At 55.0% G+C, this 16,367-nt stretch carries 13 protein-coding genes and 1 tRNA gene; 5 read left to right on the top strand and 9 right to left on the bottom strand.

From position 1 onward, the window contains the following. Positions 1–656 precede the first annotated feature (656 nt). From O3S85_RS02200 to O3S85_RS02190, 3 genes are read left to right on the top strand one after another with little or no spacing between them, the layout of a single operon-like run. The gene (locus tag O3S85_RS02200; RefSeq protein ID WP_269537501.1) at positions 657–1,676 is read left to right on the top strand and encodes a PEP-CTERM sorting domain-containing protein; all 1,020 of its coding nucleotides are present in this window, start codon (positions 657–659) and stop codon (positions 1,674–1,676) included. An 11-nt stretch (positions 1,677–1,687) separates the two neighbouring features. Beyond that, a complete protein-coding gene (locus tag O3S85_RS02195; protein WP_269537500.1) occupies positions 1,688–2,452 on the top strand; it encodes a DUF1961 family protein in 765 nt (254 codons plus the stop codon). A gap of 41 nt (positions 2,453–2,493) precedes the next feature. Then, positions 2,494–4,293, top strand: a complete 1,800-nt coding sequence (locus O3S85_RS02190) for a glycoside hydrolase family 36 protein (protein WP_269537499.1) — start codon at positions 2,494–2,496, stop codon at positions 4,291–4,293. A 341-nt stretch (positions 4,294–4,634) separates the two neighbouring features. Here O3S85_RS02190 and O3S85_RS02185 read toward each other — a convergent pair. The 9 genes from O3S85_RS02185 to O3S85_RS02145 all read right to left on the bottom strand — a co-directional run bounded on the left by O3S85_RS02185 (position 4,635) and on the right by O3S85_RS02145 (position 13,214). Next, a tRNA-Ser gene (locus O3S85_RS02185) sits at positions 4,635–4,724 on the bottom strand. A 75-nt stretch (positions 4,725–4,799) separates the two neighbouring features. Beyond that, the gene (locus O3S85_RS02180) at positions 4,800–5,402 is read right to left on the bottom strand and encodes a riboflavin synthase (protein WP_269537497.1); all 603 of its coding nucleotides are present in this window, start codon (positions 5,400–5,402) and stop codon (positions 4,800–4,802) included. A gap of 4 nt (positions 5,403–5,406) precedes the next feature. Further along, positions 5,407–6,312 (bottom strand): RluA family pseudouridine synthase, encoded by a 906-nt coding sequence (locus tag O3S85_RS02175; protein ID WP_269537495.1) that lies wholly within the window; start codon positions 6,310–6,312, stop codon positions 5,407–5,409. Continuing rightward, on the bottom strand, positions 6,309–7,580 hold the full coding sequence (locus O3S85_RS02170; RefSeq protein WP_269537493.1) for a hypothetical protein: 1,272 nt from the start codon (positions 7,578–7,580) through the stop codon (positions 6,309–6,311). Before O3S85_RS02170 ends, O3S85_RS02175 begins: the two co-directional genes overlap by 4 nt. Then, positions 7,577–8,209: a Maf family protein gene (locus O3S85_RS02165; RefSeq protein ID WP_269537491.1), complete on the bottom strand. Its 633-nt coding sequence runs from the start codon at positions 8,207–8,209 to the stop codon at positions 7,577–7,579. Before O3S85_RS02165 ends, O3S85_RS02170 begins: the two co-directional genes overlap by 4 nt. A gap of 74 nt (positions 8,210–8,283) precedes the next feature. After that, the gene (locus tag O3S85_RS02160; protein ID WP_269537490.1) at positions 8,284–8,997 is read right to left on the bottom strand and encodes a response regulator transcription factor; all 714 of its coding nucleotides are present in this window, start codon (positions 8,995–8,997) and stop codon (positions 8,284–8,286) included. Further along, on the bottom strand, positions 8,990–11,173 hold the full coding sequence (locus O3S85_RS02155; protein ID WP_269537488.1) for a sensor histidine kinase: 2,184 nt from the start codon (positions 11,171–11,173) through the stop codon (positions 8,990–8,992). The genes O3S85_RS02160 and O3S85_RS02155 overlap by 8 nt, the downstream gene beginning before the upstream one ends. A 234-nt stretch (positions 11,174–11,407) precedes the next feature. After that, on the bottom strand, positions 11,408–12,823 hold the full coding sequence (locus O3S85_RS02150) for a vWA domain-containing protein (RefSeq protein WP_269537487.1): 1,416 nt from the start codon (positions 12,821–12,823) through the stop codon (positions 11,408–11,410). A gap of 130 nt (positions 12,824–12,953) precedes the next feature. Further along, positions 12,954–13,214: a hypothetical protein gene (locus O3S85_RS02145; protein WP_269537485.1), complete on the bottom strand. Its 261-nt coding sequence runs from the start codon at positions 13,212–13,214 to the stop codon at positions 12,954–12,956. Positions 13,215–13,520: 306 nt separating this feature from the next. On the opposite strand from O3S85_RS02145, the gene O3S85_RS02140 reads away from it, so the two are divergent. Continuing rightward, positions 13,521–13,961, top strand: coding sequence for a hypothetical protein (locus O3S85_RS02140; protein WP_269537483.1), 441 nt, complete (start codon positions 13,521–13,523; stop codon positions 13,959–13,961). A 157-nt stretch (positions 13,962–14,118) separates the two neighbouring features. Then, positions 14,119–16,341, top strand: a complete 2,223-nt coding sequence (locus O3S85_RS02135) for a leucine-rich repeat domain-containing protein (protein WP_269537481.1) — start codon at positions 14,119–14,121, stop codon at positions 16,339–16,341. Positions 16,342–16,367: the final 26 nt, after the last annotated feature.

Here is a 16,367-nt window from a genome sequence, read left to right as displayed (position 1 = left end):
ATTAGGGGTGGGAGTTTAGCACAGACTACGCCTGCACCGTTTATTAGTATCTCAACAACGAGAAGAGATGAGGAAACGAAACATCAATACAATGGGGTTACCGGATGTTAGCTTTGCGCTGCAAAGTGTAATCACTACCCTTTGCGGACAGGCACCATCACCATCAGCAAAGCTAAAAAGAACGTCTGGCCTCTGTTCCACTGAGCTCATCTTGCAGTCCTTGACTCCAAGCTACTAATGAAAATTTGAGGGTATGATTTCATTGGCAGACCCATTAATGAAAAAGCACTGCCATCTTCGGGGTAAGCGCAGTCGAGCATGAGAAAACTAAGAACAACCAGATTGACTATGTCAATCGAATTTTCGATCATAAATCTTAATCTTTGCAACTAGACTGGCATGTAAGAGAAACAATTTCCCTTTCTCAAAAAGCTAAGTAAGGGGCATTTGCGCTTCTTATTTGCATAGCAAGGGAGCCTCAAACCATAAAACGCAATTCCATTTCATCGTCAGAAAGAACGTTTAAAAACTTATTGACTTAGCCAATTTGAGTATTCATAAAAAACTTACTAAATACCGCAGACACAGCAGACTGGTATCTGCAAACAACCTCAAATCGTCATGGGCTTAGCTGCCTATCCCAAACCCACACAACCATGAACACTACCCTTCAAAAATACTCCACAGCCTTACTCACGTCTGCCCTACTGGGCCTTACTTCCGCCAACGCTGACCTACTAGTCTACGAGGGCTTTAACTATGGGGGCACCAGCATGGATATCGATGGCGTCTCCGTAGGTGGCGGAGCAGTTGGCCTGAGTGGCTCCTACTCGACCTCCACCGGAACATCCGGCAACGGCAATGTGCAAGCCTCCACTTACAAAACAACGAGCCTAAACTTCAGTAACATCCTCACCAACGGAGGATCGTTATATCAAAGCGTGTCACCGACGATTCTGCAGACGAAAGAGTATGTTTACTCTCATGCACCGTTCGACACCACGGCAACTGGCACAGTGTATCAGTCGATGCTCGCGCGGGTCGATGCCAACGCCCTCGCCAACGCCACACTAGGCAACGACCCATCCAACTCGGGCCTCTCTGATCTGCGTGTTCAGGACACCAGCAGCATCACCGGCAACGGTTCCGGCTACATGTCGGCCCAACTGAAGCGTGCTAATCAGAACGACCAGAGAGTCGGCGCGGCGTACTCCGCAACCGGCGGATTTATTAGCGGCAGCAGCTCCATCAACATCGGCCAGACTTACCTCTTTATCAGTCGTTACACCAACGTCGGCATGGTTGATGGCGGCGACGCCAACATGTGGGTGTTTGACGAAACATCATACGACAGCTGGCAGGCTAACGGTGGCCTAGAGGCTGACCTCGACACCTATGCCCTCATCTCCACAGCCAACAGCAACGGCAGCACTATCACCCTAAGCACTAGCCAGTCCCTGCGCATTGCAACGGCTGAATTCTCAGTCGACTTTAATTCCGGTGCCAACAACTACGACAACACTGGCGAGATCAGCACCGCCTACGATGAAATTCGTTTTGGCACTACGCTGGGTGACGTCATTTCCGTCGTCCCCGAGCCCTCGCACTATGCGATGACCGCAGGCAGCCTGATGCTCGGCCTGGCGATGCTGCGTCGCCGCAATCGCCATAAGTAGCCACAATGGGCATGCTGAAGATTCTCATTGCCGCCGCGATCATCATGGCAGGGACCGCCGCTCATGGTCAGGCGACCAGCCCGTCCAACCACCTCGAAGGCATCGACTGGGAAAACCCAGTTTATGCCACGGAGTTCGACTCCAGTAATACGTTACAGGATTGGTCACTTGAGGGTGGCCAGTCCATGCTCATCGAGGAGGGCAAATTAGTCTTAAAAAGCGTTGGCAAAAATACGAAACCCGCGAAAGGCAATCACTTGGTCGCTTGGTTAAAGAAACCAATCCCCGAGGATTTCTATCTGGAGTTTGACTTTAAACCGAAGAACAAACAGCAGGGGCTCGCGATTGTGTTTTTCAGCACAAGAGGTATCCACGGTGAAGCGATTGACGACCCACAACTCGCCACACGCGATGGAACCTTTAAACAATATCACAGCGGAGACTTAAACGGCTACCACCTGTCCTACTGGAGCGGAGATCGCCATGCATCGAACCTCAGAAAGAACAAAGGCTTCGCATTACTCGGTAGCGGCAGCGATCCAATTTCCAACGATCAAACCGACAACTTTCACCGCGTGGGCATTTACAAAAAGAGCGGCATCATCCGCTATTATGTCGATGGCCAACCCGCGCTTGAACACATCGACGACGGCACTAGCAACGGCCCAATTTGGAATCACGAAGGCTGGATTGGGCTCCGCCAAATGGACCACACACACTGGGCCCAATACGAAAGGCTGTCCGTCTATCCGCTCAATGAAAGTGCCCCCGAGTAAATACTGAAAGCCCGACTTCATTTACACTCATTTTCTCATCCATGAGCCAAACTCTCGTCGCAACCTCGCCTGATCGAATCAAGCAAGACTCCATTCGCGCCGTCGATAACCAATCCGCTTTCACGGCTACTGTCACTGCGGAAGAGATCGAGCCCAATCTTTTCGACTACCACATCCGGATCGATTTCGGGCAAACAATCAAACCTCCGCCAATTCAAATCGACTGGTTCGTGCCGATCCTTGACGTCGCCGGCAAGTGGCACCCGACGATTGGTGCCGACCGATCTCTCACCGCCAACTGGGTCACCACCATCAAAACGTATGCAACCCTTGGCGCACCCGTAGTCGCATTTTTCTCTGCACAAGGTGACAATCGTCACACCTTCGCACTCTCCGATGCGATCAACCCGATTGGCATTCGCACCCAGGTTGAAGAGGAAGACTCATCGATCAACTGTCGTATCGTTCTCTTCGATTCCGAATGGCCGGAAATTGATTCTTACGAGATCACCATTCGGGTCGACGAACGACCAACCCCCTACCATCAAGCCATCGCCGCCATAGGCCAATGGTGGAGCGCCATGCCGCCCTATAAGCCGGCCCCCGTTCCGGAGTCAGCCTACGAGCCCGTTTACTCCACGTGGTATAGCTTCCATCAAAAACTAAGTGCGGCGGAAGTCGAAGCGAATTGCCAATGGTCCAACGAACTGGGCTGTAAAACAGTCATCCTCGACGATGGCTGGCAAACCGAAGACAACAACAAGGGCTATGCATTTTGTGGCGATTGGGAAATTGCCCAAAGTAAGTTTCCGGACTTCCGCGGTCACGTCGCTAACGTTCGCGAACTAGGCATGCAGTATCTCGTCTGGTTCTCGGTTCCATTCATCGGCCCGAAGAGTCAGGTTTGGGCATCCTACCAAAACAAGACGCTCCTCAAGGAACCGGTCGGCTCCGCAGCCTGCCTGGACCCCCGCTTCGCATCGGTTCGCCAAATGATTATCGACTGCTATCGCAGTGCCGTGGAAGACTGGAACATCGATGGACTAAAGCTTGATTTCGTCGACCGCTTTACCGCGGAAAAACCAGTGACAGCCGACGACGAAACAGCCGACATGGTCTCCGTGCCCGCCGCCGCCGACCGGTTGTTCACCGCGATCATGAGTCAACTACGCGAACTCAAGCCAGAGATCCTGATTGAATTTCGCCAAGCATACATCGGCCCGGCCATGCGCAAGTATGGCAACATCTTCCGCGCCCATGACTGCCCGAATGATGCCCTGAGTAACCTCACGCGCACCATCGATCTCCGCCTGCTCTCCGGCAATACTGCAGTCCATTCAGACATGGTCATGTGGAACCCAAATGAGTCCGTCGAGCGCGCCGCGATGCAGCTCTGGGCAACGCTATTTTCTGTCCCGCAAATCTCGGTCAAAAAAGGCGCGATTCCCGCAGATCACGAGCAAATGCTCGCGACTTTCTTACAATTTTGGCGACAGCGTAAAGAGCTGCTCATGCATGGAAATTTAAATCCCACACAGCCGCTCAACCTCTATCCTTCAGTCCACATCGAGAACGAGCAAGAGCACCTGGTCGCAATCTATCAGGACAAACACATTGCTGAGATATCGGCGTCCACCGCGAGCCGCAATCTGACCCTCGTAAACGCAACCAGTCAGCCCGCTCTCTACATTGAATACAACGGCTGCAACACGACGCAGACCTTGCAAGTCCACGATTGCAAGGGGGATATCGTGGGGCATGCAACGCTCGACAATAGTGCTGCGATACAGATGATCGAGATCCCTAGCGCTGGATTTGCAGTAGCGACTCAACCAGCCTAATCAATCATTGAGCCATCCGATAAGCGGTTGGTGCTAACACCTACCTAAGATGCCCATTAGGTAATTCGGCGTGCGATTGGGACCTTCAACGACCGCTCCCTGACAGATGGTTACTACCCCGCGAAACTAGCGCAAAAAAACGTAGCGACACACGCTTGAGTATCGCAGTATCAAAGCTCTCCCAATCATCGGGCATGCAATAGTGCATTAGCCAAATGGAAGCCCGCACAAGCCCTTCAACAGGCTCAAGGCATTCGTCGCGCGCAATGCCTTCTATCTAGCACTAAGGTTGTCACTAAGCCAACATTCAACTACCAACAAAATCCATAAATCATTGGTATTGGCGGAGAAGGAGGGATTCGAACCCCCGGACACGTTGCCGCGTCAACTGATTTCGAGTCAGTCCCATTCGGCCACTCTGGCACTTCTCCATCCGAGAAAAACATCTTAACACATGGTTAGTGGCAAAAATTGCAATAGCGAAATTCTGTTGTTTTGCCGAGTCGCTACTGGGCCTCTTGGCGGAAAACCATCTGGCGCTCCACGTATTTGGCCAGCAGGTCGAACTCCAAATTCACGCGATCACCAGCGACACGCTCCTTTAAGTTCGTCACTTCGAGGGTGTGCGGGATCAGCCATACGGCCAAGCTGTCGTCGTGCACCTCCGCCACCGTGAGCGACATGCCGTCGATGGCGATGCTGCCCTTGTAAACCAGGTATTGGCGGAACGCTTCGGGTGCGGAGACGCGCAGGTAGTGGTTTTTGCCACGCGGCTCGAAATCGAGGATCTCACCGGTCGCGTCGACATGGCCTGAGACGACATGCCCGCCGAAACGCCCGTTGGCCGCCAAGCTACGCTCCAAGTTGATCAGCGAGCCGGGCTTGAGTCCCGCCAGCGAAGTCAGGCGCACGGTTTCATCGAGCAGGTCGAACGTGAGCTCCTGGCCATTTTTCTCAATAAGCGTCAGGCAGCAGCCGTTGCAAGCCAGGCTGTCGCCAATGCCCAAATCGTCGACGACCAAATCGGCGCGAATGACCAAGCGCCAGCTCTCAGCGCCTTCGGTGAAGGAGACTACGACTCCCGTTTCCTCTACTATTCCAGTAAACATAAAATTAATGACGGCGGCGGCGGCTCATCTTCTTGGCATGAACGCCGCGAATCGAATCCCGTATCTTTGAGCGGCGCATTTCCGCCATCTCGCCGGGGGTTGGTTTGCGCGTCAGGTGCTTGACCCATTCTTCGTTGCCCCCGAGCAGTCCGGCAAATTCCTCGGGCAGCGGGGCCTCCGCGGTAAAGCGCACCACATCGCCACCAAAGGGGAAACGAATCTCGATCTTAGACGCATGCAGAAAGAGCCGACGCTGGCCCGTGGCGGCTTTGACCTTTCGGTTAAAGTTAAAGTCGCCGTAGTTACGGTCACCCACGATCGGCATGCCGTTCTTCATGCACTGGTAGCGCAGTTGATGCGTACGCCCCGTCTGTGGGTTCAGCCGCATCAGCGCCATGCCAAAATGGTAAGAATCATTACGCTCCCACTTATAAGCGGTCCGCGCCTGGGAGGCCTTGCCTGCCGCCGCATATACCGGGCCACGACGCCCACCGCGGTGACCTTTCTCCAGCAAATCAACCCACAGGCCGTGCATGCCCGGACGCCCCTGCCCCTTCACCACGGCCAGATAAGTTTTCTCCACATCGTGGGATTGAAAACGCAGCTTAATCGCCTCGGCGACTTCACGGTTGATCGCGAGCAGGATCACGCCAGATGTCGCCGAGTCCAGTCGGTGCAGCAGGTAAACTTCTCTTGGCGCGCTTTCATTGGGAAAGCCATGATAGCACTCGCGCTCGTGGTCGTAGTCGGCGATCAGCAAGGAGCGCTCGCGGTCCTCCGGTGCATCCTCATTGGGGTGCGACAGCGCGCCAATCGGCTTTTCCACGGCAAGCAGCCCGCATGGGTGGCTACCAACAAGCCGCACCCCCTTCCCCCAGGGCAGCCAATCTGTGGCGTTTGCGTCGCTCATCGGAAGTAATAGGTGATGGTGATGTTCTGGCTTTCGCCCAGCGTGCGGACCATCTCCTGGGTCCAAATCCCAAAGGGCGCGCGCGACTGAATGGCCTCCACGCAAATCGCGGTCGCAGATCGGCTGGCGCTGGAAAAGAGCACCTCCATGTTGGTGATCTCACCCTGCTGGTTGATCGTGTAGCGGACCACCACGCGCGAGCCCAGATCAGCCATGATCGTCGACTGCGAGCGCACCAGAATCTGCCACTGCAAATCGATGGCCTCAATCATGCGCTGCAAATAAGCACCAAACTTATCAAACTTCGCATCGACCGCGATAGCGCCGACACGGTTGCTGGCGCGCTGCTCGCGCTTGAGCGGCCCCGAGGTCGTCTGCACAAAGTTCAAACGCGGACGGGCCTGCGGACGCGGCTCACTGGAAGGCGCTGCCTGCTGGGCCGCGTCGGTGACCATGACCTCTTCCATGTAAACTTGCACGCGGCTGTTGTCGGCCTTTTCAGGCTGGGCGGTTTCCTCGACCGTCTCTTCTACTTGCACTTCCGCCTCTCCGGTTTCGGTCGCGGCGAGAATGCCCTCCTCTGCCGTGGGTTCCTCCTCGACTTCGAGTGCCTCGGCCTTATCCATTCCCGGTTCGGTCTCAGCAATTTCCTGGTCTAAATACTGCGGCTCCTCGGCCTCGACGGTTTTCTCCGCTGGCTCTTCCGGCTGCTCCTGCTGCTCGGTAGGCTGCTCTTCCTGCGGTTCCTGTTGCTCCGCCATCTCCTGCTGCTGTTCCTCGGGCTGCTGGGTAGCGGGCATATCAGGCGCGGGTTCCGACATCATTTCCGGCGCGGATGGGCCGGGCTGGGCGGTTAGGTCACCACTCACGATTTTTTCCGACTCCAGTTCCTCGCCATCGACGGCGGGCGTGTCGTTGTCCTGCGTTGGGTCAGGCACTTCCTGCGCGGCTACTTGATCCTGGAACGAAATCTTGTCCGTGTCGGACTTTTCCTCCGGGGCCATCGGGTTGGCCTCGACAAACTCCGGCATCTGCGGCGGTGGCGGGAGGAACTCCACCTCCAGCGGCGGATTCTGTGGGCGCTCCTTCTCGATAATGCCGATCTCGTTCCAAGGAAACAGACCAATGGCCAGCAGGTGAATCAGCACCGTCACGGCCAGGCCGACGGGCACCGTTACCTTGCGCTGCTTGTCGCCGGCTTTGTCCTCGGTCCAACGCGGCCATTCGCTGCGCTGCGGCTTCCTGGGCGGCTCTTGAAGCGCGCTCATCGGACGGCCTCCAGTTGCGACCAAAGCTGGAGCGCTTCGAGTCGTTCGCGTAAAAATTCAGTCGGCAGGCCCATCACGTTGTTCAGTGATCCCTTGAGGTTCGCAATGATCATTTCCCGGCCTTCCTGGATGCCGTAGGCACCGGCTTTGTCGAGCGGGTTCACGACCTGAAAATACGCGGCAATGTCATCGCGGTTCAGCGAGTGAAAGGTCACCTCGCTAGTCACAAAATGCGCTTCATCGACGCCACCATCGATCGCGCGCAGGCACACGCCGGTGTAAACGGTGTGCGTGCGCCCGGAGAGCTTAGCCAGCATGTCGAAAGCGGCTTCCATGGTAGCCGGCTTGTGGAGGACTTCGTCATCCAGGGCCACCGTGGTGTCACTGCCGAGCACGAGCTGATCCGGGTGCTGGCGGGCCACGTGCTCGGCCTTGATCCGCGCATTGTGCAGCACGGTTTCGCGCGGGCAGCTGTCGGGCTCTTCGTGCTCCTCAACGTTGGCCGGGCAGACCGTAAAGCGCACACCCAACTGCTCCAGCAGGAAGCTGCGGCGCGGCGACGCCGAGGCCAGCACCAGATGGTCAAACTGGGCGCAAGGCTTGGTACGATCTGTGGTTGCGGCGTTCACAAGGTGGTCGTTGGTAGGCAATTTAGGGGCCACATTACCCGTGCAGGAATAAAATCCAAGCACGAAGAACCATTTTACTCAGACTGTGGTTTATAACGGTAGCCGTAGCCATGCACCGTGAGTAAAAACTGCGGCTTGGCCGAGTCTGCCTCGATCTTGCGGCGCAGTTGGGAAACGTGCTGATCGAGCGTGCGCGTGGTCCCCAGATAATCAATTCCCCAGGCCGCATTAAGCAGGAAATCCCGGCTCAGCGCGCGGTCGGGGTGCTCGTAAAAAGCGATCAGCAGCTTGTACTCCAGCTGGGTCAACGGCGTCTCCGCACCATCCCGCCAAAGCTGACGCAAGCCAGTATCCAGTTCGGCCAGGCCAAAACGAATCCGCGCAGGGGCCTCGGCCTCCTCCACCTTGGGCACCACCCGACTGCGCCGGATCGCAGCCGCCACACGGGCCAACAGCTCACGCATGCCGAAAGGCTTGGTAATGTAGTCATCCGCGCCAAGCTCCAGGCCAAGCACTTTGTCGATCTCCTCGCTCTTGGCGCTAAGCATGAGCACCGGCACGGCGGCGTTGGTCTTGCGGATTTCCCGGCAGACATCGTAGCCGCTGAGACGCGGCATCATGATGTCGAGCAGCACGAGATCCGGCGAGTGGTCTTGAAACAGCGCGACGGCTTCCTCGCCATTGGCGGCCTCCAGAATGTCGTAGCCCTCGCTCTCCAGCGTATCGACCAAGCCCAGGCGGATGCTGGCGTCGTCTTCGGCCACAAGGATGGTTTTTTCGTCAGACATGGGCGGAATCTTTCGCAGATACGATTAAAGAAAAACAGCAGCCTTGCGGATCGTTTTCAGCCAGGTGCAGGCGGCCTCCCATCCCCTCGGCGAGGCGCGCGGCAATGCTCAGGCCAAGGCCACAGCCGGGACGGTCCGCAGTCAGCCGGTCGTCGATGCGGTGAAAGGCTTCAAAGACCTGCTGCCGCTCCCGGGCGGGAATCCCCGGCCCGAAGTCACATACGCTCAGGTGCCACCCATTATTTTCGCGGGCCAGGGAGACCACCGCGCGCTCGCCGGAGTTGGCGTATTTCGCGGCGTTGTCCAGCAGGTTGAGCAATATCTGCTCCAGCGCGTCACGGTCCACCTCGGCCTGAATTGGCTCCGACGGCGGCTTAAACTCCAGCGCGAGCCCCTCCCCGCTCAAACGGTCGCGCTGCATCTCAAGCATGTCCTCCACGGCGCGACCGACGTCCACCGACTCATGTTGAAAATCCCGACGCCCGCGCTCAAGTCGGCTGAAGTCGAGCACGTTGTTGACGAGCCGTGTGAGGCGCTGCGTTTCGTTGAGCATTGTTTGCAGGTAGCGCAGGCGCTTGGCCTCGTCTCCCGCGCGGCCATCATAAAGCATCTCAGCAAACAGGCGGATGCTCGTCAGCGGCGTCTTCAGTTCGTGCGAGACGTTGGCCACGAAAGTCGTCTTGCGTTGGGCCTCCAGGGCGTCGCGCTGGGATTGCCACATGAGCAGGCTGCCCCCCAGCAGGATCGCCAGACTCAGCCCAACCACCGCCATCCCCCCCAGCAAGCGGAAGCCGCGGCCAAACGGATTGGCATTGGTCGCCGGGTAGGCCTCAATCCGCCAGCCCGGGAGCGCGGCTCCGACATCCAGCGTGAGCGCGGGCGTGACCTTGCGTGAGCTCATGTAGCGTTCGCCATTATCGCCCGCCACGCGCTGACCGGCGTCATCGATGAGGGCAAACTGCACATCGCTCTGCTGGCTGATGCTGATCGTCTTCGCCATTTCGGCGATCAGCGTTTCCCGGTTCAACCAAGCTCCAAGGATGTTTTCCTGCCCCGGTAAATCGACCCAGGCCAGCCATTGTTTTTCTCCGGCAATATCGCGGCTGAGCCAACCACTGCGCGCGGCCTGCGGCGTGAAAAACTGCAGGCGGCGGGCTAGCTCAATCAGTTGAGACTGATCATTGCCTTGGAGCAACTTCGCGTAAGCGGCATCCTGATCGGACCCCACAAAAATGTCGGCCGGAGTCAGCTCATCCTTTTGATAGCGGAAGCTATCCATGATAGCGAGAGTCTGCGCCTCGGTATCGGCATCGACTGCATCCCCATATTCGCCTTGGGCTACATTGGCTGACCGATCAGCCACGGCCGGCAGCGCGGCAAATTGCTGGGCTTGCGAGCTCCTGCCGCCCGATTCCTCCGCCTGATCCGTGGCCTCTGGCGTGCCCGAAAAGCCCCGCTCCGGCACGGCGGGGATCACCACCGGCTTTTGAAAAAGCACGGCGTTAACGTTCTCATCGTTAAGAAAACGAACGGATTCGCGTTGGCGCCTCAGAGCGGCGGACTTGCTGTTGTAGCCGGCATAGTCCGCCTGCTGCGCCTCGGGCTCCTCCACCTGAGCAGACTCCTCCTTGAGCTGCCGGACGTTGGACTCGATCACGTCGGTCGGCGCCTGGGGGATGACCTGGCGCCGCGTGGGGCTTACGTTGGCACCGTCGTCAAAGGAATCCCGCAGCATTTGGCTAAACTCTTGGGCGCGCGCTTGGTAGGCCCCTTTCTCGGACTCATCCATACTCCAGGGGTAGCCGCTTCCGCCCTGGATTTCCGCCGGGCTGGGAGCATCACCGCGCTCGCCATACCAGGTGGTCACGCCGTCCTCGCCGCGAAAGTAAAAACCCACCTGGACGTAGGGATTATTCGCGACAAGCTCGGCAAGGCCATTCCTTGGCTGGGGAGATTGACGCGCCGCCAGCAGGCCGTCCATCACGCCGCCGCGAATTTCCTCCATCAGCAAGTCCACGCTCTCGGCGACGGACGCTGCGCTGTTGGCCAACGAGACATTGGCCAGCGCGTCGACACGGTCGGCCTCGCGATTGAGCAGCCACCACGCGCCGCCGCCCATGCTGAGCGTTGCGCCCAGCAAAAGGAACCATGCCAGCAGTATGGGGCGAAATTTCATGCTACTAAATTAATCAACTGGCCGGATGCGCCCACGGCAACGTCTATTTGAACAGCCATCTGCCCCGTGGCACGGTCACTTCTGGGTGTCTCCACCTCATGAACGCGAATGCCTTCAGTTATCATCACTCAATGACCAGGCTCTACTCAATAAATGACACGGTCACTTTAAGTAAATGACCGTGCCACTTGGTTAATTCTACCTTGCTACTCCAAAGAACATGGGCTGCTTGAATTAATTCGTGCTGCCGGAGCTGAGGGGTTGGCCATTCTCGTCGACCACGGTCGGCTGCTGATACTTGCTCTGGTATTCAAACCGGCGGTTCGCCAGGCGCTCACGGGACGAATAGACATCGCGATCCAGCACGCTTGCCTCCTGCTCCAACTTGGCGTTGGCCGAAGCCAATGCGTCGTCACCCAGGTAGCCGTAGGTTAGGTTGATCTCCTCGCGGACCTGGCGATAATTCGCCGCACCGACCTGGTTTTGGTTGGCATCAGAGTATTCAATGCCCGCAATGGTTGCCTCGACAATTTTGTTTTCGATGACATCCATGCTAACGTCCTTGTTGGCTGCGGTGTGCACCTCTTCTTCGGCGGCTGCGTAGCGAATCGGCACGGACAGCGCCTGCTCGCGGACGGTTCCACTGTTCACCGGGACATAGCGCACCTGCACGTCGACCAGATCGCGGGTCTCGCCGTCGGCACCAACTGGCGCATCCAGCTCCAGTAGCGCAAACTTATCGTGGCCGCCATACACCTGCGGCAGGCGGAAGCGCGCAAAGTCTTCGCCGATTTCGGCTTCGCGGCCGAGGCTCTTTTTAATACGCACGCCGTCCTTGGGCTTAATGATGATCTCGATATCCGTCGCGGCAACACGCAGCGTTTCCCCAAGCTCCGCGCCAAAGATACGCGGCAGGTCCTTGGCATTCTCCACGAAATAGGTGTTCCCCTGCCCGGCGTCCGCGAGCGTAGTCATGACGTCTTCATTGAAGCCGTTGCCCAGGCCCACCGTGCTCACCACGATGTCTTCCCGTGCGAACACGCTGGCCAGTGCGCGGAAGTCCTCCACCGTGCTCGGGCCTTCGTTGGCCTGACCATCGGAGAGCAGCACAATGCGGTTGATGTAGCCCTCGTCCTGCTTACGCCGCAGCTCGGAGGCCCCGCGGTTGAGCCCCGCATACATGGCCGTGCCGCCGCCTGCCTGCACTTCAGCGAGTGCCGAGCGAATGCGCTCGCGGTTGCTCGCGGCGGCAAACTGGGCCTCAGCCAGCGTGCTTGCCGAATTATTGTAGGTGATGACGGAGACCATGTCGCGCGGGCCAAGCCGGTTGACCGCCTCCTGCGCCGCCGCGATCGCCTGGCGGATTTTCGCGCCGTTCATCGAGCCCGAGTTATCGAGCACCAGGCAAAGGTTGACCGGGGGCCGCGCACGGTCGCTGATAATCTCGTCCGGGCGGATTTTTATCTGCACGACGACGGATTCATCGCGGTTGGCATTAACGACGGGCCGGTCCAGGGCGGCGTCCACGGTGATGATGTCCGCAGGCAAGGTCTGGGGCTTGGCCACCGGACTTTTGCCCGAAAGCGGTGCCACAAAAATACCGGCAACCAGCGCTGCCGACACGAGAAGTTGTTTATGGAATGGGTTCATGCCGCCCATTCTAGCGTAAACGCAGTCGGAAGTCGTCAGCCCCCGGTAAGGACTTTGTCAGGAAAATGTCATGCCCGCTACAATATCGAGTGGCGGAGCGTAACAGGTTCCTTTTGTGTCTCTGCTGATCCTAAGATCGCGCCCCGTCCTTGTTGGCAATCGGCGTATGCTCACGGCGCTCTCTCCGCTCTTTTTCCCTTCGGCGTTCATAACGCAGACTGAAGTAAAACATCAGCGCAAAAAGCCCCATCCCGACCTGCTTACCATACAGGGGAATGGCTTTTACCGGATAGAACAACGCCAACACAATGAATGGCACAATCATCACGACTGCAAATATCATCAACCAGCGTTCAACTTTACGAAAATCAATAGTTTTGCGTTTGGGCATAATCAATTCCTTTGGGGGTTAGCGGCTTTGACCGTGTTGGCTCAGATTCGGCTGCTCGGCAATTGGTTCTCGCAGACTAGTGCCCTTACGCTCATCCAGCCGGGGTTTTCGCTCATGTCTGGCTCCCTTTCTCCGCATCGCGAATAACATCGCGATGGCACCGAAAGCAACCACGAGCGCAAGAAGTGTAAACAGGTATCCATACATAATGAATACTTAGGCGCAAATCACATGCCATGTGCCCCAAACCCTTGCTAACCAACAAAATCGTCCCATGACCATGCAACATGCGTTGGTATTACCAGCATGATTTTGCATTGTGCACCACGGTCTGAGCAGGCGACACCGCTTGATAAATTAATTTGCCCGAGCCCGATGTATGGCTATGCTTCAACCATGGCCGAAGATTTTCATTTGCTGGAGAAGCAACGCCGCCTCCTCGCCCGGGAGAAGGCGCACCGCCGGGACGAGGTCCCTCTGCACGACGTGCCAGCAAAAAACCTCATCGAACAGCAGCTCAAGGAAGAGCGCGACGGCATCACCCTCTATTCTTTGCCGCTCTTGGCGGCGGGCGCGATCACGCAGTTTTTCGCATTGGTGGCAGTCAACCCCGCCGCACTCTGGGGCTGCACCATCATGGGGACCATTCTCTTGGCGCTGGGCGTATTAATCTTCATCGATCGCTCCAAAAAAGTCAGCCGACTCAAGCGGGAACTAAAGGCGTTGGAAACCGAGATTGTCGATTAGTAGTCACACATAAACTATGTTATATTCATGTCTCATCGTATAAATTTGCTTGAGATTTTGATTATTGTCCGATCATAAGGTTTGTATGAGGCTATTGCTCTTATTCGCTATAATCACGATCGGCTGGTCTGCTTTATCACACGCTGGGCAATATGCCGTGCCCGATTCCAATATCGTACTAGATTATGAAATAAGGAACTCCCGCGTTACCATCACTCATTGTAATCGTGATGCTACCGGAGAGGTGATTATACCAGAAATGATTGAAGGGTTTCCGGTCAAAAGTATCGACTTGTATGCATTTTATAAATGCACACAGATATCAAATTTCATACTCCCGGATAGTATAACTTACATAGGGAGCAATGCATTCTACGGCTGCAATGGAATTACAGAACTCGTAATACCAGATAATGTCACAGGATCAGTATTCTCAGCTGCTAGTTATTGTGAGAATTTAGAAGACGTCTACATTGGTGAAAAGCTTTCTGGCCTCGGCAGTCGAGCATTTTTTCAGTGCCCCAAAATAGCAAACATATATATTAGTGCATCAAACGCTTCAATGCGCAGTGTGAACGGCGTCGTATATTCTAAAGATGAAACAAAATTAATAAAGCTGCCGCATGCAAGATCGGGTTCATTTGAGATACCTGAATCAGTCACCAATTTTGATTATAATTCCTTTTCAGATTGCGCTTTAGTCTCTGAGGTAGTCATTGGCCCAAACCTAACAAACATACCGGACTCACCTTTTAATAACTGTCATAGCCTAAACCAAATAACGGTCCATCCTGACAACCCGAATTATGCCAGTATCGATGGCGTGTTATTCAATAAATCTTTGAGCAAACTCATTCGTTATCCACTAAATCGTCAGGGGCATTATAATGTTCCTCATGGCGTCACAGATTTAAGGTCAGCATTCAGTTCTTGTGCAAAGTTGACCAGCATAACCCTGCCTGAAGGCATCACTGAAATCAGCGGATTTGCTTCCTGCAAGCTTTTGTCTTCAATTGATATCCCCGAAGGGGTGACAACAATTGGATCATACACTTTCATAGAATGCACGAATCTAGAAAGCATCACATTACCCAATTCGCTCACCCAAATCAGGGGTGTTGCTTTTGTAGGATGTGAAAAATTAAAGAGCATCCATATTCCAAAAAATGTGTCTTTCATAGACACAGTGGTATTTGGCCACAATTATGACTTGATGGAGATCACGGTTGATCCAGACAATACATTTTACACCGCCATCGATAATGTTCTCTTTAATACCGATCAAACCGAATTGTTAGCCTGTCCGGTTACAAAGTCTGGCGAATACATCATTCCTGAGTCGGTAAAAACGATTCGTAATTACGCTTTTTACGGCTGCAAAGACATCATCCACATTTCGCTTCCCGAAAATTTAGAACTGGTTGAGAACAGTGCGTTTTTCGGTTGCAGTAGCCTACAAAGACTCGAGATCCCTAAATTGACGGTAATTGAGGAAAATGTTGTCGATGCATGCAGTTCGTTAATTAGTATTACTGTTGACCCGGAAAATCCATATTACGCGAGCTTGGATGGCGTATTATTTGATAAATCCTTGGAAACATTACATAGGTATCCACCTGGTAAAAGCGGAGTATATAAAATACCAAGCAGCACAATCACTATCGATGATTATGCATTCTCTTATGCCAAGAACCTAATGACGATCACGATAGGAGAGTCTGTCGAGAAGGTAAATTCGACTGCATTTTATCGATGCAGCAAATTGGAACGGGTCATTTTTGCCAAACTTATAAACTACCATAATGGATCGTTAGTTTTTGCAAACAACTCTGGAAACCTACTAATACTCTATCCCGCCTCCATTCCAAATTTCCCGGTTAGTGCATTTGCAAAAACAACTTGGGAATCCACTATGCGACCGATGACTCCCTACGAGGAATGGGCGTTCTTACAGGAGGAAAGTGACGCCTACCCGACTAGCGAATTGCTACCCTCGGCTAATGTTGATCATGATCTAAGCAACAATTTTTCAGAATATGTCTTCGAGACCAACCTGTTTGAGCCAGATTCCACAAGCGGATTTACCATTCAACCAACGTCAACCATTGGCGCTGGGAAATTGATTGTTGATTTCAACCTAAGCGAGGCCACTACCGCGTATGACTTCGAACTTCAGGTCAGCAACTCACTTAGAGGCCCTTGGGAGACCGTCAGCGCTTTCATACCTCAAGGGCCTGACATGGGGATTGTGAGAGTCAGCGGTCCCGACGCCTCTTCTGTACATCTTGAGGCTCTGGGAGGAGGCATATTCCACATTGCTGAGAGTATAGCCCAAAGTGATGAAGCATTCTTTGCGAGACTTGCAGTGAGTCAGAATTAGCAGCATTGCCAGCGAACTCCCCCTTG

The organism is Cerasicoccus sp. TK19100 (genome assembly GCF_027257155.1).
In the GTDB taxonomy this organism is placed as follows: domain Bacteria; phylum Verrucomicrobiota; class Verrucomicrobiia; order Opitutales; family Cerasicoccaceae; genus Cerasicoccus; species Cerasicoccus fimbriatus.
The sequence above is the reverse complement of the archived record's forward strand: the minus strand, read 5'-3'. Positions and strand labels throughout refer to the sequence as shown.